The organism is Microbacterium testaceum StLB037 (assembly GCF_000202635.1).
Classification (GTDB): Bacteria; Actinomycetota; Actinomycetes; order Actinomycetales; family Microbacteriaceae; genus Microbacterium; species Microbacterium testaceum_F.
Map to the genome: position 1 here is coordinate 454,559 of NC_015125.1, position 22,975 is coordinate 477,533.

At 69.8% G+C, this 22,975-nt stretch carries 30 protein-coding genes, 1 tRNA gene and 1 riboswitch; of the genes, 6 read left to right on the forward strand and 25 right to left on the reverse strand.

Features of this window, described 5'->3' with window-relative positions:
- Positions 1-113: 113 nt before the first annotated feature.
- From MTES_RS02125 to MTES_RS02150, 6 genes are read right to left on the reverse strand one after another with little or no spacing between them, the layout of a single operon-like run.
- A complete protein-coding gene (locus MTES_RS02125) occupies positions 114-887 on the reverse strand; it encodes a DUF2993 domain-containing protein (protein ID WP_013583526.1) in 774 nt (257 codons plus the stop codon).
- A gap of 4 nt (positions 888-891) precedes the next feature.
- Complete coding sequence (gene argS, locus MTES_RS02130; RefSeq protein ID WP_013583527.1) at positions 892-2,556, reverse strand: arginine--tRNA ligase; 1,665 nt, start codon at positions 2,554-2,556, stop codon at positions 892-894.
- A 39-nt stretch (positions 2,557-2,595) separates the two neighbouring features.
- On the reverse strand, positions 2,596-3,405 hold the full coding sequence (locus MTES_RS02135) for a transglutaminase-like domain-containing protein (RefSeq protein ID WP_013583528.1): 810 nt from the start codon (positions 3,403-3,405) through the stop codon (positions 2,596-2,598).
- A gap of 54 nt (positions 3,406-3,459) precedes the next feature.
- Complete coding sequence (locus tag MTES_RS18305) at positions 3,460-3,963, reverse strand: hypothetical protein (protein ID WP_013583529.1); 504 nt, start codon at positions 3,961-3,963, stop codon at positions 3,460-3,462.
- A complete protein-coding gene (locus tag MTES_RS02145) occupies positions 3,960-5,090 on the reverse strand; it encodes a serine/threonine-protein kinase (RefSeq protein ID WP_013583530.1) in 1,131 nt (376 codons plus the stop codon). The genes MTES_RS18305 and MTES_RS02145 overlap by 4 nt, the downstream gene beginning before the upstream one ends.
- A 34-nt stretch (positions 5,091-5,124) precedes the next feature.
- Positions 5,125-5,379, reverse strand: a complete 255-nt coding sequence (locus tag MTES_RS02150) for a DUF6458 family protein (RefSeq protein ID WP_013583531.1) — start codon at positions 5,377-5,379, stop codon at positions 5,125-5,127.
- A 184-nt stretch (positions 5,380-5,563) separates the two neighbouring features.
- Between MTES_RS02150 and MTES_RS18310 the strand changes: the two genes are divergently transcribed.
- Positions 5,564-6,673 carry an ATP-binding protein gene (locus MTES_RS18310; protein ID WP_013583532.1) on the forward strand — a complete coding sequence of 370 codons (1,110 nt, stop codon included), beginning with the start codon at positions 5,564-5,566 and terminating at the stop codon, positions 6,671-6,673.
- A 101-nt stretch (positions 6,674-6,774) separates the two neighbouring features.
- On the opposite strand, the gene MTES_RS02160 is transcribed toward MTES_RS18310, so the two are convergent.
- The 3 genes from MTES_RS02160 to MTES_RS02165 all read right to left on the reverse strand — a co-directional run bounded on the left by MTES_RS02160 (position 6,775) and on the right by MTES_RS02165 (position 7,643).
- Positions 6,775-6,847 (reverse strand) — tRNA-Arg (locus MTES_RS02160).
- A gap of 89 nt (positions 6,848-6,936) precedes the next feature.
- Positions 6,937-7,110, reverse strand: a complete 174-nt coding sequence (locus tag MTES_RS19450) for a hypothetical protein (protein ID WP_158309739.1) — start codon at positions 7,108-7,110, stop codon at positions 6,937-6,939.
- 83 nt (positions 7,111-7,193) lie between these two features.
- Complete coding sequence (locus tag MTES_RS02165) at positions 7,194-7,643, reverse strand: hypothetical protein (RefSeq protein ID WP_043360911.1); 450 nt, start codon at positions 7,641-7,643, stop codon at positions 7,194-7,196.
- Between the two features lie 102 nt (positions 7,644-7,745).
- Here MTES_RS02165 and MTES_RS02170 point away from each other — a divergent pair, with 102 nt between their 5' ends.
- The gene (locus tag MTES_RS02170) at positions 7,746-8,141 is read left to right on the forward strand and encodes a DUF5684 domain-containing protein (protein ID WP_013583534.1); all 396 of its coding nucleotides are present in this window, start codon (positions 7,746-7,748) and stop codon (positions 8,139-8,141) included.
- Positions 8,142-8,222: 81 nt separating this feature from the next.
- Here MTES_RS02170 and MTES_RS02175 read toward each other — a convergent pair whose 3' ends face one another.
- The 6 genes from MTES_RS02175 to MTES_RS02200 all read right to left on the reverse strand — a co-directional run bounded on the left by MTES_RS02175 (position 8,223) and on the right by MTES_RS02200 (position 12,059).
- Positions 8,223-8,492, reverse strand: a complete 270-nt coding sequence (locus MTES_RS02175; RefSeq protein WP_013583535.1) for a hypothetical protein — start codon at positions 8,490-8,492, stop codon at positions 8,223-8,225.
- Between the two features lie 203 nt (positions 8,493-8,695).
- Positions 8,696-9,325, reverse strand: coding sequence for a hypothetical protein (locus tag MTES_RS02180; protein ID WP_013583536.1), 630 nt, complete (start codon positions 9,323-9,325; stop codon positions 8,696-8,698).
- A gap of 71 nt (positions 9,326-9,396) precedes the next feature.
- On the reverse strand, positions 9,397-10,566 hold the full coding sequence (locus MTES_RS02185; RefSeq protein ID WP_013583537.1) for an RtcB family protein: 1,170 nt from the start codon (positions 10,564-10,566) through the stop codon (positions 9,397-9,399).
- A 346-nt stretch (positions 10,567-10,912) separates the two neighbouring features.
- Positions 10,913-11,236 (reverse strand): hypothetical protein, encoded by a 324-nt coding sequence (locus MTES_RS02190; protein WP_193374909.1) that lies wholly within the window; start codon positions 11,234-11,236, stop codon positions 10,913-10,915.
- A gap of 104 nt (positions 11,237-11,340) precedes the next feature.
- Positions 11,341-11,520 carry a hypothetical protein gene (locus MTES_RS02195; RefSeq protein WP_013583539.1) on the reverse strand — a complete coding sequence of 60 codons (180 nt, stop codon included), beginning with the start codon at positions 11,518-11,520 and terminating at the stop codon, positions 11,341-11,343.
- Positions 11,517-12,059 carry a MarR family winged helix-turn-helix transcriptional regulator gene (locus MTES_RS02200; RefSeq protein WP_013583540.1) on the reverse strand — a complete coding sequence of 181 codons (543 nt, stop codon included), beginning with the start codon at positions 12,057-12,059 and terminating at the stop codon, positions 11,517-11,519. The genes MTES_RS02195 and MTES_RS02200 overlap by 4 nt, the downstream gene beginning before the upstream one ends.
- A 113-nt stretch (positions 12,060-12,172) precedes the next feature.
- On the opposite strand from MTES_RS02200, the gene MTES_RS02205 reads away from it, so the two are divergent.
- A complete protein-coding gene (locus tag MTES_RS02205; protein ID WP_013583541.1) occupies positions 12,173-12,553 on the forward strand; it encodes a hypothetical protein in 381 nt (126 codons plus the stop codon).
- Between the two features lie 195 nt (positions 12,554-12,748).
- Positions 12,749-12,898 (forward strand): hypothetical protein, encoded by a 150-nt coding sequence (locus MTES_RS19455; protein WP_013583542.1) that lies wholly within the window; start codon positions 12,749-12,751, stop codon positions 12,896-12,898.
- A gap of 6 nt (positions 12,899-12,904) precedes the next feature.
- On the opposite strand, the gene MTES_RS02210 is transcribed toward MTES_RS19455, so the two are convergent.
- From MTES_RS02210 to MTES_RS02230, 5 genes are all read right to left on the reverse strand, one after another.
- A complete protein-coding gene (locus MTES_RS02210) occupies positions 12,905-13,975 on the reverse strand; it encodes a spore photoproduct lyase family protein (protein WP_013583543.1) in 1,071 nt (356 codons plus the stop codon).
- A gap of 9 nt (positions 13,976-13,984) precedes the next feature.
- On the reverse strand, positions 13,985-14,818 hold the full coding sequence (locus tag MTES_RS02215; RefSeq protein ID WP_013583544.1) for a DNA-formamidopyrimidine glycosylase family protein: 834 nt from the start codon (positions 14,816-14,818) through the stop codon (positions 13,985-13,987).
- 2 nt (positions 14,819-14,820) lie between these two features.
- Entirely contained in the window at positions 14,821-16,302 is a 1,482-nt protein-coding gene (locus MTES_RS02220) for a phytoene desaturase family protein (protein ID WP_013583545.1), read from the reverse strand.
- Complete coding sequence (locus MTES_RS02225) at positions 16,299-16,802, reverse strand: SRPBCC family protein (protein ID WP_013583546.1); 504 nt, start codon at positions 16,800-16,802, stop codon at positions 16,299-16,301. The genes MTES_RS02220 and MTES_RS02225 overlap by 4 nt, the downstream gene beginning before the upstream one ends.
- Before the next feature lie 97 nt (positions 16,803-16,899).
- Complete coding sequence (locus MTES_RS02230) at positions 16,900-18,075, reverse strand: sensor histidine kinase (protein ID WP_013583547.1); 1,176 nt, start codon at positions 18,073-18,075, stop codon at positions 16,900-16,902.
- Positions 18,076-18,188: 113 nt separating this feature from the next.
- Here MTES_RS02230 and MTES_RS19460 point away from each other — a divergent pair, with 113 nt between their 5' ends.
- Both MTES_RS19460 and MTES_RS19465 read left to right on the forward strand, forming a co-directional pair.
- Positions 18,189-18,332 carry a hypothetical protein gene (locus MTES_RS19460; protein ID WP_158309740.1) on the forward strand — a complete coding sequence of 48 codons (144 nt, stop codon included), beginning with the start codon at positions 18,189-18,191 and terminating at the stop codon, positions 18,330-18,332.
- A complete protein-coding gene (locus MTES_RS19465) occupies positions 18,329-18,472 on the forward strand; it encodes a hypothetical protein (RefSeq protein ID WP_013583548.1) in 144 nt (47 codons plus the stop codon). Before MTES_RS19460 ends, MTES_RS19465 begins: the two co-directional genes overlap by 4 nt.
- A gap of 68 nt (positions 18,473-18,540) precedes the next feature.
- Here the strand turns inward: MTES_RS19465 and MTES_RS02235 are convergent, their stop codons facing one another.
- The 5 genes from MTES_RS02235 to MTES_RS02255 form a co-directional block, all read right to left on the reverse strand.
- Complete coding sequence (locus MTES_RS02235) at positions 18,541-19,863, reverse strand: integral membrane protein (RefSeq protein ID WP_013583549.1); 1,323 nt, start codon at positions 19,861-19,863, stop codon at positions 18,541-18,543.
- 130 nt (positions 19,864-19,993) lie between these two features.
- On the reverse strand, positions 19,994-20,317 hold the full coding sequence (locus tag MTES_RS02240) for a DMT family transporter (RefSeq protein ID WP_013583550.1): 324 nt from the start codon (positions 20,315-20,317) through the stop codon (positions 19,994-19,996).
- Between the two features lie 10 nt (positions 20,318-20,327).
- Positions 20,328-20,391, reverse strand: a riboswitch (guanidine-III (ykkC-III) riboswitch).
- A gap of 53 nt (positions 20,392-20,444) precedes the next feature.
- A complete protein-coding gene (locus MTES_RS02245; RefSeq protein WP_013583551.1) occupies positions 20,445-21,305 on the reverse strand; it encodes a CPBP family intramembrane glutamic endopeptidase in 861 nt (286 codons plus the stop codon).
- Positions 21,302-22,087 (reverse strand): tRNA (guanosine(46)-N7)-methyltransferase TrmB, encoded by a 786-nt coding sequence (gene trmB / locus MTES_RS02250; RefSeq protein WP_013583552.1) that lies wholly within the window; start codon positions 22,085-22,087, stop codon positions 21,302-21,304. The genes MTES_RS02245 and trmB overlap by 4 nt, the downstream gene beginning before the upstream one ends.
- Positions 22,084-22,917 carry a DUF3097 domain-containing protein gene (locus MTES_RS02255; protein WP_013583553.1) on the reverse strand — a complete coding sequence of 278 codons (834 nt, stop codon included), beginning with the start codon at positions 22,915-22,917 and terminating at the stop codon, positions 22,084-22,086. The genes trmB and MTES_RS02255 overlap by 4 nt, the downstream gene beginning before the upstream one ends.
- Between the last annotated feature and the right edge of the window lie 58 nt (positions 22,918-22,975).

Genomic DNA, 22,975 nt, shown 5'->3' on the forward strand with positions numbered 1-22,975 from the left:
GTCGGGCGCGCGCCGACAGATGAGTGGGCGCACGCCTCCGCACGGTAGGACGTTCGGCGTTCGGTCTCACGCAGAGGACTGGGCTCTCCGCGAGGGTGAAGGCGTGGATGGACTCAGCCGCAGGACCCGTCCCGTTGGAGAGCAGGGTCGTTCAGCACTCCACCGTCGATGGTGAACCCGGCCACCAGATCCTGGCCCTGCACCGTGGCGGACGTCAGCGTGAGGGCGGCCGGAAGGCGATCGGCGATGCACAGGCTCTGCGTGCCGAGGATCGAGTCGGCCACTCCCCCGAACTGCGCGCGAAGCGTGTCGGCGTCGATTCTGTTGCCGCCGAGCTCGAAGCCCGCGGGGGTCAGCGTGAGATCGCCGTTCGACGCACCCGGGGTCACGGAGACCCCGACGGGAATGCCGACGCCGAAGACCGACAGTTCGTTGGTGAGCGTCAGGTCGGGCGCCGCCATCTGCACCGTTCCCGAGGGGAAGCCGGGGATCTGGGAGAGCAGCGTGCGCAACTGATCCTGATCCAGCCGCACCGACGCCGTTCCTCCGTCCGCCGCAGTCCCGCCGGAAGTGGGCACACCCTGCATCTCGACGCGCACGTCGCCCGTGATGGGGCCCAGGGTGACGTCGTTCGACGTGATCGTGACGTCGTCGAGGCGCCCACCGAGCAACTGCGGGAGCACGATGCCGGCGACGCTCACATCGACGTTCTGATCCTCTGGGAGTCCCACGTTCTTCACGACGAGCGAGCGCACCGTGCTGGCGACGACGGAACGGGCGATGAACTCGGCGGCGACCACCGCACCCCCCACCAGCACGAGGACCACGATGAGGATCGCGATCCAGCGGCCGGTCTTGCGCGGGCGCGGGGCCGTGGCATCCGTCATCCGCTTACATCCGCTCCGGAGCGGAGACGCCCAGCAAGGTCAGACCGTTGCGCAGCACCTGCCCCGTTGCGTCGTTCAGCCACAGGCGGGTGCGGTGCACCGTCTCGACGGGAGCGTCGCTGAGCGGGATGACGCGGCAGTTGTCGTACCAGCGGTGGTAGAGGCCGGCGAGCTCCTCGAGGTAGCGCGCCACGCGGTGCGGCTCGCGCACGTCGGCGGCGTGCGCGACGATACGCGGGTACTCCTGGAGGGCTCCGAGCAGGGCCGACTCCGACTCGTGGTCGAGGAGCTCGGGCGCGAACTCGGAACGGTCGACTCCGGATGCCGCGGCGTTGCGCGCCACATTGTGCGTCCGGGCGTGCGCGTACTGCACGTAGAAGACCGGGTTGTCGTTCGTGCGCTTCTGGAGCACGTCGAGGTCGATGTCGAGGTTCGAGTCGGCGGAGCTTCGCGTGAGGGCGTAGCGGGCGGCATCCACTCCGACGATCTCGACGAGGTCTTCGAGAGTCACCACGGTGCCGGCGCGCTTGGACATGCGCATCGGCTGGCCGTCGCGGACGAGATTGACCATCTGCCCGATGAGCACCTGCAGGTTGACGTTCGGCTCGTCGCCGAAGGCGGCGCACATCGCCATGAGGCGCTGGACGTACCCGTGGTGGTCCGCACCGAGCATGATGATGCAGCGGTTGAAGCCGCGCTCGCGCTTGTCGAGGTAGTACGCCAGGTCGCCCGAGATGTAGGCGGGCTGGCCGTCGGACTTGATGATGACGCGGTCTTTGTCGTCGCCGAACTCCGTCGAACGCAGCCAGGTGGCGCCGTCGGCCTCGAAGATGTGGCCCAGTTCGCGCAGGCGCGCGACGGCGCGCTCGACCGCGCCGGAGTTGTGCAGGTCGTTCTCGTGGAAGTACACGTCGAAGTCGACGCCGAACTCGTGCAGCGACTGCTTGATCTCGTCGAACATGAAGTTGACGCCCAACTCGCGGAACGCCTCCTGCTTGGCGTCCGCGTCGAGGGCATCGACGTCTCCGTCGTACGCCTCGGCCACGCGCTTCGCGATGTCGCCGATGTAGGCGCCGCCGTAGCCGTCCTCGGGGGTCGGGTCACCCTGGTGGGCGGCGACGAGGCTGCGAGCGAACCGGTCGATCTGCGCGCCGTGGTCGTTGAAGTAGTACTCCCGCGTGACCTGCGCGCCCTGCGCCGACAGGATGCGCGCGAGGGCGTCGCCGAGAGCGGCCCAGCGGGTGCCGCCGAGGTGGATCGGGCCGGTGGGGTTGGCGCTGACGAACTCGAGGTTGATGACCTCGTCGGCACGGGAGTCGTTCGTCCCGAACGCCTCTCCCTGCTCGACGATGACCTTGGCCAGGGCTCCGGCGGCAGCGGCATCCAGTCGGATGTTGATGAACCCCGGGCCGGCGACCTCGACGCTCGCGATGCCGTCGACGGACTCGAGGCCCGCGGCGATCTCGGCCGCGAACTCGCGCGGGTTCGCGCCGACGACCTTGGCGAGCTTCATCGCAGCGTTGGAGGCCCAGTCGCCGTGGTCGCGGTTCTTCGGCCGCTCGAGCGGCAGGTCGGCGGCGCTGAGTCCCGCCGAAGACCCCTCTCGTCGCGCCTCCGCGAGCGGGGCGATGACGGCGAGCAGGGCGGCGGAGAGGGCAGCGGGATCCATAGCCCTGCAATTCTAGGGCGCAGCGCCTGAGAGCCCGCGTCAGGCGATCTGCACCAGAGCTTCGTGGTCGTCGGGGGGCGTGGCATCCGGGATCTCGTTCTCCAGGACCGCGTCGACGTGCAGACGTTCGAGGCCGACGTAACCGCCGTGATAGCTGAGGAAGGCGCAGTCGGCGGCGTCGCGACCCGTCGCGATGCGCACCAGCGAGCGACGATCGGCGAGCCGGGTCGCGTCGACGACGTACCAGGCGCCGTCGAGGTACGCCTCGGCGACGGCGTGGAAGTCCATCGGCTCGAGGCCCGGGGCGAAGCAGGCGGCGTAGCGGGCGGGCATGTCCATCGCGCGCAGGAGGGCGATCACGACGTGCGCGTAGTCCCGGCAGACGCCCTGCCCGGTCATGAGGGTCGTCACGGCGCTGTCGGTTCCGAGGCTGAGGCCGGGCGTGTACGTCACGGTCGTGGCGACGAAGTTCGACACGGCCGCGAGCAGTTCGACACCGGCGAGACCGCGGAACTGCCGACGCGCCTGCGCGAACACCTCGTCGGACTGGCAGTACCGGCTCGGGCGCAGGTAGGTGATGGTCTCCAGATCACTCGTGCGCGGGGTCTGAGAGGCTCCCTGCACCACGGCGTCGTACCGCACGGCGAGCGGACCTTGCTCGGCCGTGAGGCGGTGGAGGCGACTCCCCGACTGGTCGACGATCTCGGTCGGGGTGTAGAGACGATCACCCTGCGAGAACGTCAGACTCTCGCTCGCCAGGGGGACGCCCTGGGCAGCGGTGATCTGGAAGATGAGGTCGACGGACGCCCCCAGATCGAGGTCGAGTTCAGCGGTCACCCGGCGCGGCACCGGGCAATCCTCGCATGTCCGAAGGGTGCTTCGGCCCGCGGCGCGTGAACCGGGTCAGCCGTCCTTCTTACCGGGGCCCCCGCCGGACCCCGGGCCTTGATCGTCCTTCCCCGGCCCCTTGCCTTTGCCGTTCCCACCCGGGCCCTGATCGCCGGGGTTCGCCGGTTCCTCGTCGTCGGCTCCGCCGTCCTCCGAGATCGTCGGCTGCTCGTCCGGCATCGGCTCGGCCGTCGGCGTGGGGGTCGGCGTCGGCGTGGGGGTCGGCGTCGGCGTGGGTGTCAGCGACGACAGATCGGCGCGGACCGCGGCGATCCGACTCAGGATGCCATCGGCGTCGCCCGCGGACAGGGTGCCCGCGTCGCGGCGGGAGACGACCTCGGCCTCGAGCGCGTCGAGGGTTGAAAGAGCGGAGGCATAGTCGCCCGCCGAGGCCTGGTTCGCGACCATCTGCACGGTGCTCTGCCAGGCAGTGGGCTGGGCCTCCGGAGGCGTGCAGCCGGTGAGCGCGAGCGTCGCAGCGAGCGGCAGGCCGGCGGGGAGGAGAATGCGCCGCCTCATGGCCCGACCTCCGTCCACAGCTCCCCGAGATGCTGGTCCAGCGGCGAGGGGAGCGCGGGGAGATCCGGTGCGGCGCTCGAGGGCGAGCCGGCCAGCGCGACGGCGGTCGCGATCCCTCCTCCCACGAGCAGGACGGCGAGGACGGATGCCACGACGAGCATCCGCCGTGACCGTCGCGGGCGTTCCTTCTCGAGGACACGCGTGGGGGTGGTCTCCTTCGGGAGGACCCGGGTCCGCGTTGCGCCTCCTCCGGACGGGACCGACGCTCCGGCCCCGGTGTGCCCGGCGAGCGGGCGGAGCGCGGCGATGAGGCCCGCGGCATCCGGTCGCTCCGCGGGGTTCGTGGCGGTCATCCGTTCGAGGACATCGCGCCACGGACCCGGGAGGTGCGCGGGGATGTCGGGGGCGGCCACCAGGCGCGCGGCGAGCGCCTCGTGCGGGGTTCGTCCGGCGAACGGACGGCGGCCCGTCAGCGCCTCCAGCAGGACGAGGCCGAGCGAGTAGACGTCGCTCGCGGGAGCCGCCGGCATTCCCCGAGCCTGCTCCGGGCTCAGGTACGCGGCGGTGCCGACGACCGTCTCGGCTTTGGTGAGGCGGGTCGAGCCGACGAGCGACGCGATGCCGAAGTCAGCGAGCGTCGCGCGCGGTGTCTCACCGGCATGCGCACCCGGCCGCACGAGGATGTTGGAGGGCTTGACGTCGCGATGGACGATTCCGCGGGAGTGGATCACCGCGAAGGCCTCGGCGATCTCGGCTCCCGTACGTGCGACGTCGGGCTCGGCGATCGGTCCGCGCGCGATCAGATCGGCGAGCGTGGGGCCGGCGATGAGCTCCATCGACAGGTACGCCGGAGTCGAGGCCAGACGAGCGTCGTAGAGGGTGACGAGTGAGGGATGCGAGAGCGAGGCGAGCAGGCGGATCTCGGATCGGACGCGGGCGGCATCCTCCGGGTCAGCCCCCTCGCCGTCGATCACTTTGAGGGCGACCGTTCGACCGAGAGAGGTGTCGACCGCTTCATAGACGCGGGCGTAGCCCCCGCGACCGAGCACGCGGCCGAGGCGGTAGCGCCCGTCGAACAGGTCGTCGACGGGGGCGTCGTAGGGCGCGGTGGGCATCGATTCGGTCATGATCGCTTTCTCGGGGCCGGTGACCCCGAGCGCATCACACGAGGTCGTCGTTCGAGGAACGCGTCGTGGAGCGGGTGACCTGCGCTCCCCCGGCTCCTTCGGTCCGCGTGACGGTGTCGGTCTGGCGACGACGCGCGAGCAGGACGATCCCGATGACGAAGACGACGAAACCCGCGCCCATCATGATGTACCCGATCATGCTGAGGTTCACGAAATCGTTCGGCAGGTTCACGGCGAAGGCGAGGATGGCGCCGATGACGAACAGCGCGATGCCGGCTCCGATGCTCATGGAAGACCCCTTTCGAGAGATGTTCCAGCATCCCAACCGGGCATGAATACGCCGGATGGTCTTGACAACGCCGTGCGCGGCGGGGTTCACCCGTCCGGCCCGGTCGGCGGGCGGGCGTGCGTGCCCGACGCGGTCCGACAGACTCTCGCCGGTGCCGGCCCCCGCGCGGCACGAGGAAGGCCCCATGATCCCGCGCGCCGCCGGCGACCACCCTCTCGATGTCGATGCTCTCGGCGTCTCGATCCGCATCGACGACAGCGGTCTTCCCCCCGTGGATCGCGAGCATCTCGCCGAGGCATGGTCGGGTGCCCGCTCGACGACTGAGAGGTCGCCCGCGGGCATCGTGACACCGCGCCCGTCCTTCCACTTCGACGACACCGTCGCCGACATCACGACGCAGGTGACACTCGCCGCCCTCGCGGCGCGGCGCGGGGGGTTGTGGATGGTGCACGCCGGAGCCGTCGCCGACGAAGACGGGCGGGTGGTGATGTTCTCGGGCCGGTCGGGGATGGGGAAGACCACGCTGATGTCGCGGCTCGCCCGTGAGTTCGCCTACGTGACCGACGAGAGCGTCGGCATCGACGCGGAAGGTGACGTGCTGCCGTACCGCAAGCCGCTGTCCATCATCGACGATCGGGCCCGCGCGAAGCGTCAGGTCTCCCCCGACCGTCTAGGGCTGCTCCCGCTCCCGGACGTGCCGCTGCGGTTGCACGCGATCGTCGTCCTGGATCGCACCGAGGTCGACACCCCCGCCCGGCTCGGCGCCCTCGACGTCGCGGACGCCCTCGGCGCCCTCGCCCCGCAGTGCAGCTATCTCTCCGATCTTCAGGCACCCCTGCAGACGATCGTGGGCCACATCGAGAGGGTCGGCGGTGCACTCCGCCTGAGGTACCGCGAGGCGGAGGACACGATCGGGCTCGTGCGCGCCGTCTTCGCCGAGGCGCGCGGCGCGTTCCCGGCATCGGTCGCCCCCCAAGCGGTGACGCCCGCGCGCGGGAAGGAGGGGTTCGCACGCACTCCGGTCCTGGATGCCGTCGCCCTCGGCGAGGACCGACTCGCGCTCCTCCGTCGCGCGGCGCCGGACGAAACGGCCGTGCACATCATCGACGGTGTCGGCCCCTCGCTCTGGCAGGCGGCGGACGGCGTCTCGTTCGACGAGCTGGTCGCGGCCGCCGTGCGTCGTCATGGCGCTCCGGTCGAGGGCGATGCGTCGGATGCCGTGCGGGCGGCCGTCGAAGCTCTGTGCAGCGCGGGCCTGCTCGAGGAGCGGCCGGGAACCCGACGAGCCAGGTGAAGTTGGGCATCGGTTCGGGTGAACCGGTGCGTCTGGCCTCGAAGAGCTCGCACTCACGGAACGACGAAGGCCGCGATCATCGACCGCGGCCTTCTCTCGTGTGCCCCCGACAGGAATCGAACCTGCGACCTTTGGTACCGGAAACCAACGCTCTATCCCCTGAGCTACGGAGGCGGACGGTCAAGGTTATCACCGCACCGTGCCCGCCCCGGACGCCAGAGGACCCCGTCGAACGGGGCGGCGTCGGGGGCGTGGCATCCGGGTCATTCGTCTCCGATGACGCCGATCCCGGTGGCCTGGTGGTCGACGTTCGGGTCGTCCTTCTTCGGCGCCTTGGAGGCCTCGTCGGGGTCGTTCTCCTGGCTGGGCTTGACCGTGGGGTCGTCGCCGAGATCGGCGGCGTCGTCGGCGGGTGCGGAGTTCTGGGGGTCGCTCATGGCATTCCTCTCGTCGCGTGCGCCTCTAGCCTGGCAAGACGGCGGCGCAAACCCGAGAGGCTTGACCCGGACGGCGGTCGGGCCTATCGCCCGAACAGCCCCTTCACGCGGCGACCGAGCGAGGGCGCCAGCACGACGGGTCGTCCGTTCACGTCCACCGTCACCGTCGTTCCCCCGAACACGCCGGCGCGCGTCGGCTCGGCGTCGCCGCGGACGTACGCCTCCGCGATGTCGACGTACACCGCCAGCAGGCGCGCGCTCTCGTCCTTCGACGACGTGGCATCGACGAGCTGTGTGCGGTGCCCCGTGTCGGTCTCGACGGAGAACCAGCGCGATCCGGGCGTAGAGACGACCGCCCACCGCTGCCCACGGGCGAAGCGCGCACGGGCAGCCCCGTCACGCAGCTCCGTGGTGATCTGGAGGTCGGTGTGGGCGATCGCGAGCACCTCGAGCATGGCCAGCGCCTCCGCGGCGGTGACGTAATCGGCGCGGTCGGCACTCAGGCCGCCCCACTCGAACTTCCGCTCACCCATGCGACCTCCCGCCTCGCGTCCCCCGAGCGTAACCCCGGCGTCGGAGGGAGGCATCCGGAATCCGAACCTGAAGAAGAGCTGGGAGACCTCTACGATGAGCCCATGCACACTTCGAGCCCGTACTCCATCACCGATCAGACGTCGATCTTCGCGCTCAGCGCGACCAACTCGCTCATCGGTCTCGCCGTCTACGTGCTGCTCGTCGTGGCACTGTGGCGCGTGTTCACCAAGGCCGGGTACCCCGGCTGGCTCGCGATCATCCCCATCGTGAACCTCGTCTTCCTGACCAAGATCGCCGGGTTCTCGGGGTGGTTCGCGCTCCTGTACCTGATCCCGATCGTCGGGTTCGTGTTCTACATCATCGTGTCGATCCGCGTCGGACGGGCCTTCGGCCACGGCTGGTTCTTCTCGATCGTGCTGCTGGTGCTGCTGCACGTCATCGGTTACCTGATCCTCGCGTTCAGCAGCGACACGTACCGCGCCGAGCGCATCCGCTGAGCGCGATCCCGGATGCCGGCCCCAAGGCCCCGACGAGCGCGACCGTGCGCCCGTCGGGGCCTTTCCCGTTCGGGGTGAGCGTCACGCGGGGCGGAGGCCGTCGTCGGGGTGGAGGCTCCGCAGGCGCACCGACCCCTCGAGAATCGCGCGCAGGGCGCGGGGACTGAGTTCGAGCTCGGCCGAGACACGCTCGAGTCCCGCTCCCGACGACACCGCCGTTCGCAGGGCGGCCTCGGCATCGCGCGCGGCGTCTTCGACGTCACCGGCCGTGCTCGTGATGAAGGCCGCCAGGCGCGCCTGTGCCGCACGGATGGCGGTGCGCTGGCGCTCCCGGGCGCTCGCGGCGCTCACGCGAGAACCCCGAGGGATTTCCCGGCGGTGGGCGATGAGTTCGTGACGACGGTGGAGGGCATGAGTGTGCTCCGAGGGGCGATTCGTCGCGCACACGGGGCGGCGGCGACTCTCCATGTTCTCGAACGAAGGTGAACGGGCACATCCACCTCAGGGTGTATTCCTCTCCCCTGATCGGCGGGGCCCGGCTCGGGGAGCGTCCCCTATGCCGAGCGGTAGATGTCGACGCTGTCGGGACGCTCCGACGCCGCGGCGACGAGCGCGACGACCCCCAGCCCCAGAGTCGGCGCGAGCGCCGAGACGACGCCGATCATGTTCGCGACCACGAGAACGTCTTGCCCGGCCCCGGCTCCGAAGAGCACCGACACCGTGATGTATTGCACCGCGGCCGCCCCGACGGTCAGGCACAGGGCCCACATCGGCATCCATCGCCACCGTGGCGGCACGGCGCCCAGGCGGGCGATCTGCACCGCGGCGACGAGCCCGGCGGCCGCCGAGACGATCCACCCGCCCCAGGAGACGACGGATATCGCAGCGATGACCGGGTCATCGGCGGAAAACGCGTCGGGCAGGGCGGTCATGACGCCGTCGGACACGAGAGGAGTCGCCGCGGCGATGACGAGCGCCGTCATCCCGAGCGGGCGACGCGCGACGACACTCGCGTCGCGGGAGAATCCCACCGCGAAGACGACGACCCCCGCTGCCCAGACAAGATCGATCACGAGTCTCAGGGCGAACGCGTTCACCATGTACTGCCCGGCCAGAAGGGTCAGCACTCCCGCGACGCCGAGCAGGATCCCCCCGGTTCTCCACGTCCTCGTTCGCGCGCGCATTCCCCCAGGCTATTCGGCCGGGCCGAGAACGACGGATGCCACGGACGCGGGGTCGCGTCCGTGGCATCCACTCAGTCCCCCTTCACGTTGACGATCTGCCGCAGCGTGTGACGCACGGTCACCAGGTCGGCGGCATCCGCCATGACCCGGTCGATCGGCTTGTACGCCTGCGGGATCTCGTCGATGAACGCGTCCGTGTCGCGGTACTCGATGCCCACCATCGCCTCACGCAGCTGCTCGTGTGTGAAGGTCTTGCGCGCCGCGGAGCGGGAGTACTCCCGGCCCGCGCCGTGCGGCGACGAGTTGAGCGCCAGGGGATTGCCGAGCCCCTCCACGACGTACGACGCCGTGCCCATCGACCCGGGGATGAGTCCGGGACGACCGGCATCCGCCATGATCGCGCCCTTGCGCGACACCCACACCTGCTTGCCGAAGTGCCTCTCGGACTCGGTGAAGTTGTGGTGGCAGTTGATCCGCTCGCGTTCCTCGACGGGGGTGTCGAGGAACCGGCCGAGCTGGTTGGCGACGCGGTCCATCATCTCCTCCCGATTGAGCAGGGCGAAGTGCTGCGCCCACCGGAGCTCGCGGATGTACCGGGTGAACTCCGGAGTCCCCTCGACGAGGTAGGCCAGGTCGGGGTGCGGAAGCTCGATCCACCACTGCTTCGCGAGGCGCTGCGCGACCTTGATGTGGTGCTGTGCGATGCGGTTGCCGACACCCCGGGAGCCCGAGTGCAGGAACATCCACACGTCGTCGTTCTCGTCGAGCGAGATCTCGATGAAGTGGTTGCCGCTGCCCAGCGACCCGAGCTGGTGCCTCCAGTGACCGGCGTACGTCCCCGGGTCGAACTCGGCCTTCTCGGCCAGAGCCTCCAACTCGGCGACACGCGGTTCGGCGGTCGCGACGATCTTGCGGTTGTCGCGACCGGCCGACAGCGGGATGGCGCGCTCGATCTGCTGCCGCAGCTCCGCGAGGTCGCGGCCATCGAGGTCGGAGGCGTGGAACTGCGTCTTGACGGCGATCATGCCGCAGCCGATGTCGACGCCGACAGCCGCGGGCATGATCGCGCCGAGGGTCGGGATGACCGAGCCGACCGTCGCGCCGAGGCCCAGGTGGGCGTCGGGCATCAGGGCCAGGTGGGGGTGGATGAACGGCATGCGCGACGAGGTGCGGGCCTGCTCGATGGTCTTGTCATCGATCAGGCTCGCCCACGACACCAGTCGTTCGGTGAGCTTCTGCATGGGTCCTTTCCTTCGGGTGGTGCGCTGTCGCGCGATGAGTGAGCCACGGATCGGAGCACACTCCCCCACTCGGGTGGAAAGAGAAACGCCCCGACCTGACGGTGCGGGGCGTGAGAAGACGGGTGTCTAGACGACCGGCGCCGGAGGGTACGACGAGAGGAGGAACGGCAGGTACTGCTCCTGCTGCCCTTGCTGCTCCGTGCGGCGATCGCGATTCGCGGTCATCGTCTCGTCTTTCCTCGGCTTCCCGCGCCGGATGGCGCGGACTTGCGAACATAACGGATGCCGCGGACTCGGCGCAAGAGTCGCGGCATCCGGATCCCCGAGGATCGCCTCGGGCGGGGGTTCAGGCCTGGGTCGGCTGGTCGAAGTCCCAGTCGATGGCCCCGTCGTCGTCGACATCCGGGTCGGGTTCCACCATGCGCAGCTGCGTATGGGGGTAGAGGCGGTGGTCCTTGAGCTCCTTGGCGGCGGACGAGAAGTCGGGCTCCTCGTCGTCCCATTCCACGGGGGCGGACAGGACGTCGTTTCCCACACCGATCACGAGTTCGGCCTGCGCGACCTTCTTGTCGCCCGTGACGATCGGGATGCTCACCGCTTCCGCCTGGCCCTCCTTGGCGACGGCCGCCGTCAACTCGATCAGGGACGATGCAACGTCGTCGGTGGTCATCACGGTCTCTCCGGCATATGTCACGCAGCGCATCCCTTCACCCTGCGGTCCCGCCGTCGGGCCAGGGGGGTGGGTTGCTCCGATGGGAACCGTGCGGTAGGCCCTCAGTCGCGACGTTGAGCCGACCGGAACATCGCTTCGTCGAGCTCGAACCACACCGCGCGGACGGTCTCGAACTCCCCGAACGGTTCGGGCGGCGGATCCGCGAGGGAGAGGCGATAGCCGCGAGGAAGGTCGTCCACGTGCTGTCCGTCGCGCGGGCCGCCGACGAGCACGTAGATCACGAGGACTCGTCCGCCGCGCCCTCGATCGCGACCCCGTCGACGGCGTCGCTCATCCGACGGAGGAAGGCCACGACGACCGCGGACTCCTCAGGGGTCATGTCGACCACGGCCGCCAGCATGCGGCCGTGCATGTTGCCGAGGGTCTGACGCACCTCGGCGTCGGCGCGCGGGGTGGACTGGATGAAGACGCTCCGGCGGTCACCGGGATTGGCGACGCGGACGATGTGTCCGGAGCGTTCCAACCGGTCGAGGAGAGCTGTCGTCGACGCGGTCGAGAGGCCGAGGTAGCGGGTCAGCTCACCGGGACGCACTCCCCCGGACGTGTCGCGGAGGAGGTAGCGAAGGACGAGGAGCTCGTTCTCGCCCATCGACATCGAGTCCCGCGTGCGACGGCGCATGGCCACCTCGGCGGCGCGGTAGATGCGGAGGGCTTCGAGAACGGCCTTGTGGCGCTGTCGGCGATCCGAGACGGTCTCGCCGTACCAATAACTCGATTCGGTGGCGGTCGCGCCGGGATTCGCGAGATCGACGTCGGTCACGGCACACCTCCCCTCGGTTGGGGTGACTATACCTCAGAATAATAGTTAGGCGAGCTAGTTACTAAGCGAGTATGTTCTAAGGGAAGCTAAACGCTCGCGAAAGGAGCAAACCCATGGGAACGGTGACTCACCGCTCGTCGGCCGAGTCGGTCATGATCGCGGATCGACCTGCTCCTTCCGTCGCGACGCCGTCCGCACGCACGATGTGGGCCAAGGTCGACACCGGCTTCTGGGTGGCTCATCGCGCCGGCGAGTACTTCGGCTGCGTCGACGAGGTGGCGGGAGGCTACGTCTCGCGTGACGCCCACGGCATCCCGATCGGTCGATACGACGGCCTCGAGGAGGCCAAGGCGTCGCTGCGCAGCACGACACACCCCCTGAACGTCGCCCGTCGCCGCCGTGCGGAACGCGTATCGCTCGCCGCCGCGACCGCCGTCGGCGTGACCGCCCTCGGCTTCGCTCTGACCGCCGGTGCCCTGGCGCCCTTCCTGTGAACGATATGGACGACATCGACCTGCGCGACGACGCGGACGACTTCGAAGACGCGGCCGCGGCCGCGTTCACCGAGCGGTACGGCGTCAGTCCGCTGTGAAGCCGATGTCCCGGCGTCGACCCCCTGGACACACCGGCGTCACCGTGCGAACGTCGCTCGCGGATCGTGGAAGCGATCCCCGACGGATGGAGACAGCATGACGAATCACGACGGTCGCGCGGACGACGCTCCGGACCAGGACTCGAACGGCGCCGGAAGCGAATCGCCCGAAGAGGGTGCGGCGGCCCAGCAGGACGCCGATGAGGCGGCGACGACGTCGGACTCCCCCACGGGCGACATCTCGTAAGCACCCTCAGAACGCGTAGCGAACGCGGCAGTACGGCAAGCGCTCGGCGATCAGTGCCGTGAGCGCATCGACGCTCTGCGCCTTCAGAGGGTGCCGATACCGCACGTTGATCGCGCCGTTCTGAGACCGCTTCTGCTCCTGTTCCGTCGGCGTCCAGAGCAGGTCTTCGCCCCGGGGGTGCCAGCCGAGGTTGACCTCGTGCAGAGCCTCGTTGTGCGTGAGGAAGATGACCTCGCACGCGAGTTGCGCTTTCGCGCGCGGGTGGAGGATCGCGTCGATCTCGTCGAACAACTCGGCCCAGTCCGCGAGCCACGTCGGGGTGAGGATGACCGGTGAGAAGTTGACGTGCACCTCGTACCCGGCGTCGACGAAATCGTTGATCGCGGCAATGCGCTCGGACATGGGGGACGTGCGAAGGTCGGTGACCCGCGCCGTCGCGGCCGGCATGAGGGAGAAACGGATGCGGGTTCGACCGGCCGGATCCCACGCGAGGAGGTCACGGTTGACGAACTTCGTGGCGAACGACGCTTTCGCCGTCGGCGTCATGCGGAAGAGATCGCAGATGTCGCGCACGTTCTCGCTGATCATCGCGTCGACGGAGCAGTCCCCGTTCTCGCCGATGTCGTAGACCCATGCCTCGGGGTCGCATTGGTTGGGTTCTGTCTTGGGTCCTCGCGCGGCGACATGCCGGGCGAGGTGCTTCGCGATCTGCTCGATGTTCGCGAACACGGTGATCGGATTGCTGTACCCCTTGCGTCGCGGCACGTAGCAGTAGCTGCAGGCCATGGCGCAGCCGTTCGACAGGGACGGCGCGATGAAGTCGGCCGACCGACCGTTCACCCGCGTGGTCACGCTCTTCTTCACGCCCAGGACGAGAGCCTCGGTCTTGATGCGCACCCACCGGGCGACATTGGTCTCGTCGCCGTGGACCTCGGGGATCTGCCAGTGCGAGGCGACCGGAACGATATCGGCATCGGGCCAGCGCGCCACGATCTCGCGCCCCCGCTCGAGCTCGAGCGCCGCGTCCTCCGCGTAGATACGGGTGACGCGCAGCAGGTTCTCGCGATCGACGGCCATCGTTCCGTTCTACTCCGGGGCTCCGACATCGGTGCCGACAGGAGGCCCCGGCATTGGCTGGCAGAGCGGACACCACCACGTGCGACGCTGCTCGGGATCACCCGCGACCTCCTCGCGCACGAGGATGCGCGTTCCGCAGCGGAGGCACGGACGCCCCGCGCGACCCGCAACCCAGTGCGACGAGCCCCGGCGACGATCGCCCGTCGTCACCTGGTACATCCGCGGCACGGTGGCGGATATCCGCAGACATCGCGCGGCCAGCGCGGCGAGAGCGTCGAGATCGGTCGTCCCGATGGGGGCGAACGGATGGATGCCACGCAGGAACGCGAGCTCGTTGACCCAGAGGTTGCCGAGACCGGCGATGCGCGTCTGGTCGAGGAGAGCAGCGACGAAGGCCCGCTCGGGCCGGGAGGACAACCGCCGGACCGCGTCCGCGGCATCCCAATCCTCCCTCAGCGGATCCGGTCCGAGATGCCCGATGACATCGCGCTCGCGGGGAGTGGGCACCAGCTCGACCACGGGGAGGTCGAGTCCCCACACCTCGCGGCCGTCGTCGAGACGGAGGCGGACCCGCGCCTTCTCGCGCACGGGCGTCGGGAGCGCGCGCCCTGCTCGGGTGATCGCCCAGCTGCCCTGCATGCGCAGATGGGTGTGGAGGGTCGTGCCGTCGTCGAAGCGGGTGAGCAGATGTTTGCCGTGGGTGTCGTAGCCCACGATCCGCCGGCCCGCGAGCGAGGTCCCGGCGGCCGAGCCCGACCGCAGCTCCCCCTCTCGCACGCGGTGTCCGGTCGTCGCGGCGTCGAGGCGCTGCCGCAACCGGTAGACGCTGTCCCCCTCCGGCACGGTCAGGAGGTCGGCGGCACGAGCTGGTCTTCGCGCGGGGCCAGATCGGGCCGAAGGCGCGTGCCGAACTCGTGACGCAGGGCGCTGAGCGCCGCGTGCCACCCCGCCAGCCCGTGGACACCGGGTCCGGGACTCGTCGACGACGAGCAGAGATACACACCCTTCATAGGAGTGCGCCAGGGGTCGGGGCTGTAGACCGGGCGTCCCACGAGCTGCAAAAGCGTCGGAGCTCCCGCGGAGATGTCACCACCCGGGAAGTTGGGGTTCCACGCCGCGATGTCCTCGGCCGTGCGCGAGGTCGAGGCCAGCACGGTGTCGCGGAAGCCCGGGGCGAAGCGCTCGATCTGGCGGACGATCGCCTCCTCGCGGTCCGCCGGGCTCCCCGCCGGGACATGCGTGTACGCCCAGAGGACGTGCTTTCCCTCCGGGGCGCGCGTTCCGTCGAAGAGCGTGGGCTGAGCCGCGAGCACGTACGGCGCATCCGGAAGGTCACCGCGGACGACGGCGTTCTCGGCGGCGGCGATCTCGGCGCGCGTGCCGCCGATGTGAACCGTGCCGGCGCGGGCGATGTCGGCGTTCGCCCACGGCACCGGATCGCTCAGCGCGAAGTCGACCTTGGCGACCCCACCGCCGTAGCGGAACCGCTCGAGCATACGACGGTAGGCCGGCGGCATCCGGTCTCCCGCGAGCCGGATCAGAGCCCGCGGGGTCGTGTCGAGAAGGACGACGCGCGCGGGCGGGAGCTCGTCGAGGGAGGTCACCTCGACGCCGGCGTGCAGCACGCCCCCGTGCGCGCGGATGTCGGTGATCATCGCATCGGCGATCGACTGGCTGCCGCCGATCGGGATCGGCCAGCCGCGTCCATGGCCGTAGGTGGCGAGCACGAGCCCCGCTCCTCCGGCGGCGAGGCTCGGCTGACGCAGGATCGTGTGCGCGGAGACGCCGGTCATGAGCGAGGGCGCGACCTCGTCGCGGAACCGGGCGTTCCACCACGGGCCACCCTGTTGGAGAGAGCGGATGCCGAAGAAGAACGCGGCGAGAGGATCGCCGGGGATACGCAGCAGCGCATTTCCGGTGAAATCGGCGACTCCGCGCAGGTGTTCGACGAGCGGGCGCATGATCCGCTCGTAGGCAGGGCCGTCGACGCCGAGGGTGTCGGATGCGCGCTCGAGGTCGCGGAACGCCAGCCCGGCGCGGCCCCCGTCCAGGGGATGCGCGTACGAGATCTCCGGCACCACGAACGGCACGCGACGATCGAGCCCGAACTCGCGGAAGAACCACGACTCGAGAGCCAGCGGGTGCACCGCCGACCCGACATCGTGCCGGAAGCCGGGGAGCGTCAGCTCCGCGGTGGAGGCCGCTCCCCCGAAGGTGTCCGCGCGCTCGTAGACCGCCACCGAGAGACCGGAGCGGGCGAGGGTGACGGCGGCGGCGAGACCGTTGGGCCCCGAACCGACGACGATGGCGTCGTAGCTCTCACTCATCGATCGATCGGCTCCCGCTCTGCGGTGGATTCGTGACCGCGCGCGGCGGAACCGCCGCTCGTACCCGGCGCACCACCCTCGGCGAGGTAGGCGAGCCGGTGCAGCGTCTCGGCGTTGCGCCACCGGGTGATCGCGTCGAAGACGACGTGCGGCAACAGCTTCGTCGGCCCGGTGACGGGCTCCTCCTGGATGCGGACGACGCACATGTCGCCGCGGGGCTTCACGTCGATGGCCACGCGTGCGATCCCGATCGGACCGCCATGGGGTTCGAGGACCGCACGCCGCGGCGGATCCCACACCCGCATGATCGTCGTGTCGTTCACGAGCGCCGGCCACGACCCGAAGGAATGGTGGAGCGTCGAGTCCTCCGCGGGCCACTCCTCGGCGACGTCGCGCATGCGCGAGGCGCCGACGACCCAGAGGGGGTACAACCAGCCGTTCGCGAGGACGCGGAAGACGTCGTCGGGGGCGCATCGCATCAGTCGTACATTGCGGGCCACGGTCGCTCCTCCTCGTCGTCGGGATGTGCGTCCACGCTACGGGCACGCCACGGGGCTCGTCGCGACGGTTGCGCTCAGGCGGTTCGCCCGGTACCCGTCACGCGGCGCTCGGCAGGACGAACCACGCGCGCGTTCCGCCCTCGGGCGACGCGTCGAGGCCGATCGAGCCGTGGTGGGCGTCGACGATCCGCCGGCAGGTCGCCAGGCCGATGCCGATGCCCGGTACATCGGCTCCGTGACCGCGCTGCATCGGTTCGAACACCCGATCGCGGAGTTCGGGCTCGACCGCCTCGCCGTTGTCGTCGATGTTCACGCGCCACCCGTCGGGCAGCGTCTCGACCGTGACGCGGATGCGCGGCACGCGCTCGGCGGCGACGGTGAACTTCACGGCGTTGGCGATGAGGTTCTGCAGCAGCACCCGCAGGAGGGTGTCGTCGGCGCGGACGACGGTCGACACGTCGACCGTCACTTCGGCCCCCGTCCTCACCACGGCCCCGTCGAGGTCTTCGAGGACCGCGTCGACGGTGTCGGCGACGTCGACGTCGGTGATGCTCGGCCGCGTGCCCCCCATGCGGGCGAAATCGAGGAGGTCGGTAACCATCGAGGTCATCCGCCCCGCGGCGGCTTCCGCGCGCGCGAGGGACTGCGCCGCGCGCGGTGCCTCCGCCATCTCCGGGCTGTCGGCCGCGAGCTCGATGAATCCGGCGAGCGCCGTAAGGGGGTTGCGCAGGTCGTGGCTCACCTGAACGGCGAACTGCTCGAGCTGGGCGTTGGACTCCACGAGCTCGCGCTGGATGCGGCGGAGTTCGAGGACGTCGATGACCTGGTGCGCCAGCAGATCGAGCGCGTGGCTGCTGGCATCCGAAAGCTCCCCGACGACGTCGTCGAAGACGCACAACGTGCCGATCGCCACGCCCGCGGGAGTGATGAGCGGACTCGACGCGTAGAACCGCACGTTCGCGATCTCTCCCGTCACGAACGCATTCTGCGCGAACCGGGGGTCGAGCTGGGCGTCGGGGACGACGACGCGCCCCGGGTTGGTGATGACCGCGGCGCACATCGAATCCTCGCGGGAGCAGGATGCCGCGGCGAGACCGACAGCCGCGACCTGGTGCTGCATCCGGTCGTCGATGATGTTGATGACCGCGGTCGGGACACCGCAGATCGTGGCCGCCAGCTCGACGAGGCCCTGGAGATCGGGCTCGGACGGCTCCCCGATGAGCCGGTACTGCGCGATCGCCTCTCGTCGCGTGACGTCATGCGCCGTGGACATGTCGTCCCCCTCTTTGTGGTACTCCCCTCCTATCGAGCCTAGTGCGATTACACCCGGGGCGGCCGGTGCGAAAGGGGGTCGCGCGCGCGTTCCGAGGCCCCGAGAGTGGCGCCATGAGTACTCCCGCGCCCTTCCCCCAGACGCCCACCGAGCCCGGAACGCCGACGACGCCCGAGCCGCTCGCCCCGAATCCCGCGGAGCCCACGGTGCCGCTTCCCCCCGAGACCGCCCCGGCTCCTTCCGGGGACGCGCGATGAGCGGCAGGCCGGACGACGACACCGCAGGAGCGTTCGCCGAGGACGAGGCGGACGCCGTCGGCACGGCGGAGATGCATGCCGACAACCCGGTCGAGGAGGACATGATCGAGGCCGTCGACCCCGGCGGCAGTCCGGACTGACACGGCGGAACGATGAGGGGGCGGTGCCGTCGCGGCACCGCCCCCTCATCGTGCGGGGAATCGACGGATCACGGGTTCCCGCGGGTCCAGAGCAGAAGGATCGCGACGACCTGGAGCACGAGGCATCCGGTGACGATCGCGACGCGCCGGCGCGGCGTCGAGGACCACCGCTCGTCGGCCATCATCGGCGCCATCGGCATGAGGAGGCGGAACGTGCTCTGCTGCGGAAGGAACACCGCCAGGATGTAGACCCCGTAGCTGAAGGCGTAGGACACGACCATGAGCCCGAGGCGACGGACCGGACGCGACCACATCAACGCGAGGAACGCGACGATGAGGGCGATCACGAGCACGATGCCGACGACGCCCAGGTGCGTTCCCGCCTGACGGAACCACGGCGTGAACGGGGTGAAGGCGTCGTTGCCGACGTAGTCCAGCCACCAGCCGAGCTCGGTGCGAATGTAGGCGTTGTGGGTCCCGGTCACGTACTGCGCGATGTGGTTCCACGACAGACCCGCGACGGCGATCGTGCCACCGGTGACCATGAGCGACGCCCACTCCCGCACGGGGAACGGGTCGACGCGGCGACGGAAGAAGCGCACGAGGAACACGATCCCGAGGGCGAGGCCCAGGGCGAGCACACCCGGGCGGGTGTAGGCGGTGACCAGACCGATCGGCATGATCCACAGGTACTTGCGCTTGATGGCGAGCAGCATGGCGCCGAACATGAGCGCCATGAACAGGCCCTCGCTGTAACCGATCACGAAGAGGAACGACATCGGGGCGAAGGAGAAGAAGACAACCGCCCACCAGGCGGGCTGCGGCTTCGTGACCGTGCGCAGCAGGAGGAAGAGCAGCCAGGTCGCTCCGAGGCTCGCGCCCAGGCTGAGGAGGATCGCGATGGGCTGCCAGCCGAGGCCGGTGGCATCCGAGAGCACCCGGACGAGGCCGGGGAACACCGGGAGGAACGCCCAGTTGTTGGGGAGGATGTCGCCCGAAACGTTCATCGGGAGCGACATCGGGTAGCCCTGCGCCGCGATCTGCCCGTAGCGGTCGGCGTCCCAGCCCGTGAGGTAGTCGAAGAAGGTGCCGAGGCGCTCGCTGTCGGGCCCGAAGCCCCAGCGGGCGGCTTTGGCGATGGAGTAGAAGCCCCAGAGGAAGCCGAAGTTGACGGCGCGGGCGACGGCCCACAGCAGCAGCACACGGGTGAAGGACCCGCGCTCCACGGGCACGACGCCCTGCGGCGGGCGCAGGACGTCTTCGCCGTACTGGCGCAGCGCGCGGCCGATGCGCGACCCGCGCAGTCGGTCGAGACGGCGGTATCGACTCGGGCGCTCGATGACGCGCGAGGGACGCGTCGGGGAGGCAAGCTCGCTCGGCGGTGCGCTCACTCGGAACCTTTCACAGGGGAAGATGTGGGCGAGTGACGACGGTGTCGGGCCCGGACAAGTGCAGTGAAGCCAGATCGTAGCGGATCAACCCGAACGTTCCATCCGGTTGACTTTCAGGAAAAGTCCCTGGTCAGTGGGTGTCGCTGACGAGTTTCAGGCCGATCACGCACCCCACCAGCCCGAGCACCAGCAGCACCTTGACCACCGAGAGCGCCTCGGCGCCCGTGACCATGGCGAAGACGACCGTCAGCGCGGCACCGATTCCAACCCACACGGCGTACGCGGTTCCGGTGGGGATCTCGCGCATCGCGAAGGCGAGTCCGCCCATGGATGCCACGAGGGCGACGCCGAAGATCACCGTCGGCCAGAGCTTCGTGAAGCCCTCCGAACGACCGAGCGCGGTGGCCCAGACGGACTCGAGGACGCCGGACAGGATGAGGACGATCCACGACATGACAGTGCTCCTTGGCCAGTCTTGTCGCGCGCCGGGTACTGATCCCTCGTCCGGGGACGCGGAGGGCGTCCGGTTCCGAGGATAGCGAGCCGACCTGGGCGGAACCCGGGCATCGCGGCATCCCGGATCAGATCAGGAAGATCGACGCCGCACCCGGATTGTGCGCGTGGACGAGCACGCCGAAGACGACGGCGTCGAAGAGCAGGTGCACCGTCACGACGTACCAGAGCGAGCGCGTCCTCAGGAAGAGGAAGCCCTGCACGATCGCGAAGGGGATCGTGAGCAGCGGTCCCCACGCCTGGTAGCCGAGCTCCCACAGGAACGACACGAACACGATCGCCTGCAGGAGGTTCGCGGTGAGGTCGGGGAAGTGCCGGCGCAGCAGCACGAAGACCGTGCAGATGAAGAAGAGCTCGTCCCAGATGCCGACCGCGCCCACGCCCACGAACAGCCGGGCGATGAGCTCGGGCGTGGTCACCTCGGGCCAGTTCCGGTAGACGCCCGAGGTGATGAAGTAGAACGGCAGGATCAGGTAGCCGAGCATGATGACCCCGCCGAGCCACGCCCACTGCCACCAGGTCCAGCGCCCGCCGCCGCGCCACGGGAACGAGATCGCGCGGTCGCGATAGACGAAGCGCGAGATCACATAGGGCACCACGACGGCCCCGCCGAGAGCGAGGGTGAACCGCACGAACGCGGCGTTGTCGAGTTCCGCGTGCAGCGGGATCAGGCTGACGATGAACTGACCGATCGCGACGAGCGAGACATCGCGGGCGATGCTCGGCTCCTCGCCGCGGGCGAGGGCGACACCGTTTCGCCGGTCGACGAAGATTCCGGATGCCACGGCGAGCGCGAGCAGCATCCAGCCGAGCCAGACGATCTGCACGATGAAGAGCGCCGGGGCGGCGAGGCACACCAACAGCGCCGGGAGGAGCTTGGGCGTCCACGTGGAACGCTCGCGGACCGGCACCGCGGTGTGCGCGGTCACGGCGAGACCCGCGTGTAGGTCAGGTCGCGGATGTCACGACCGACCCGCAGGCCTTTGCGTTCGAAGGCGGTGAGCACCCGACCCTCGAAGCGGTCGGCCCACTCCCCCGCGAAGGCCCGCTCGAAGCCGGGGGCCTCGTCGAGGACGTCGCGCATCTGGTCGGCGTAGTCCTGCCAGTCGGTGGCGAGGCGCAGGGTGCCGCCCGGGCGGAGAGCCTGAGCGGCGATCCGGGCGAACTCGGGAGCCACGAGCCGGCGCTTGGTGTGCTTGTTCTTGTGCCAGGGGTCGGGGAAGAAGACCCAGAGCTCGTCGACGGATGCCGCCGGCAGCATATGCTCCAACACCTCGGGGGCGTTGGCCTCGACGAGGCGGAGGTTCTTCACGCCCTCGCGGTCGGCGTCGAGCATGGTGCGCGCGAGACCCGCGGTGAAGACCTCGACGGCGAGGAAGTCGGTGTCGGGGTCGGCGGACGCGGCCGAGACGATCTGATGACCCTGACCCGAGCCGATCTCCACGACCAGGCGGGCCGCGCGGCCGTAAACGTGCTCGAGATCGGCGGCGGTCCCGGCCTTCACGCTGGTCGCGGCCGCGGCGCGCTCGACCGGCAACAGATAGACCGGCGAGAGCTCGGCCCACGCCCGGTCCTGCGCTTCCGACATGCGGCCGCTGCGGCGCACGAACGACACCGGCTTGTCGCGGAAGACGGGCGCGGTGTCCCTGGCATCCGGGGTGTTCGGCTGCCCCTCGGGGGTGTGCCGCACCGGCACCTTGCGGCCGCTCACGGGACGGTCACGAAATCGATGAGTTCCTCGACGCGGCCGAGGAGCGCCGGCTCGAGGTCGCGGAAGGTGGTGACCTTCGACAGGATGTGCTGCCACGCCCGCGCGGTGTCGGCCTGCTCCTCGGCGGGCCAGCCCAGGGCGCGGCACACACCGACCTTCCACTCGATCCCGCGCGGCACCTCGGGCCACGCGGCGATGCCGAGAGCGCGGGGCGTGACGCACTGCCACACGTCGACGAAGGGATGGCCGACGATGCGCACGTGGGCGCCGTGACGGCCCCGGGCGATTCTCTCGGCGATGCGCGACTCCTTGGAGTTCGGCACGAGGTGGTCCACGAGCACGCCGTAGCGTCGCTCGGCGGTCGGGGGCTCGGCATCCAGAACCTGCTCGAGAAGGTCGACGCCCTCGAGGAACTCGACGACGACTCCCTCGGCGCGGAGGTCGGCGCCCCAGACCTTCTCGACGAGTTCGGCATCGTGCTTACCCTCGACGAAGATGCGGCTCGCGCGCGCGGTGCGCGCGCGCTGATCTTCGGCCGCGAAGGAGCCGGATGCCGTGCGCGTACGGCCCTTCGGAGCGGCGGAGGGGGCTTTCAGCACGACGGGCTTGCCGTCGACGAGGAAACCGCCCCCGAGCGGGAAGAGGCGGCGCTTGCCGAAACGGTCCTCGAGCTCGACGTTCATGCCCTCGACACGCGTGACCGCGCCGACGTAGTCGGTGCCCGCGACCTCGACCACGAGATCGACGGATGCCGCGACCTCGGCGGGCTTGATGCGTCCGGCATCGCGCCACCCGCGGGCGAGCACGTCCGTTCCGTAGCGGTCGTCCATGGTGTACCTCCGAGCGTCCGAGCCTATGCGTCCCGTCTGTGCGCTGAGAGCGGACGCG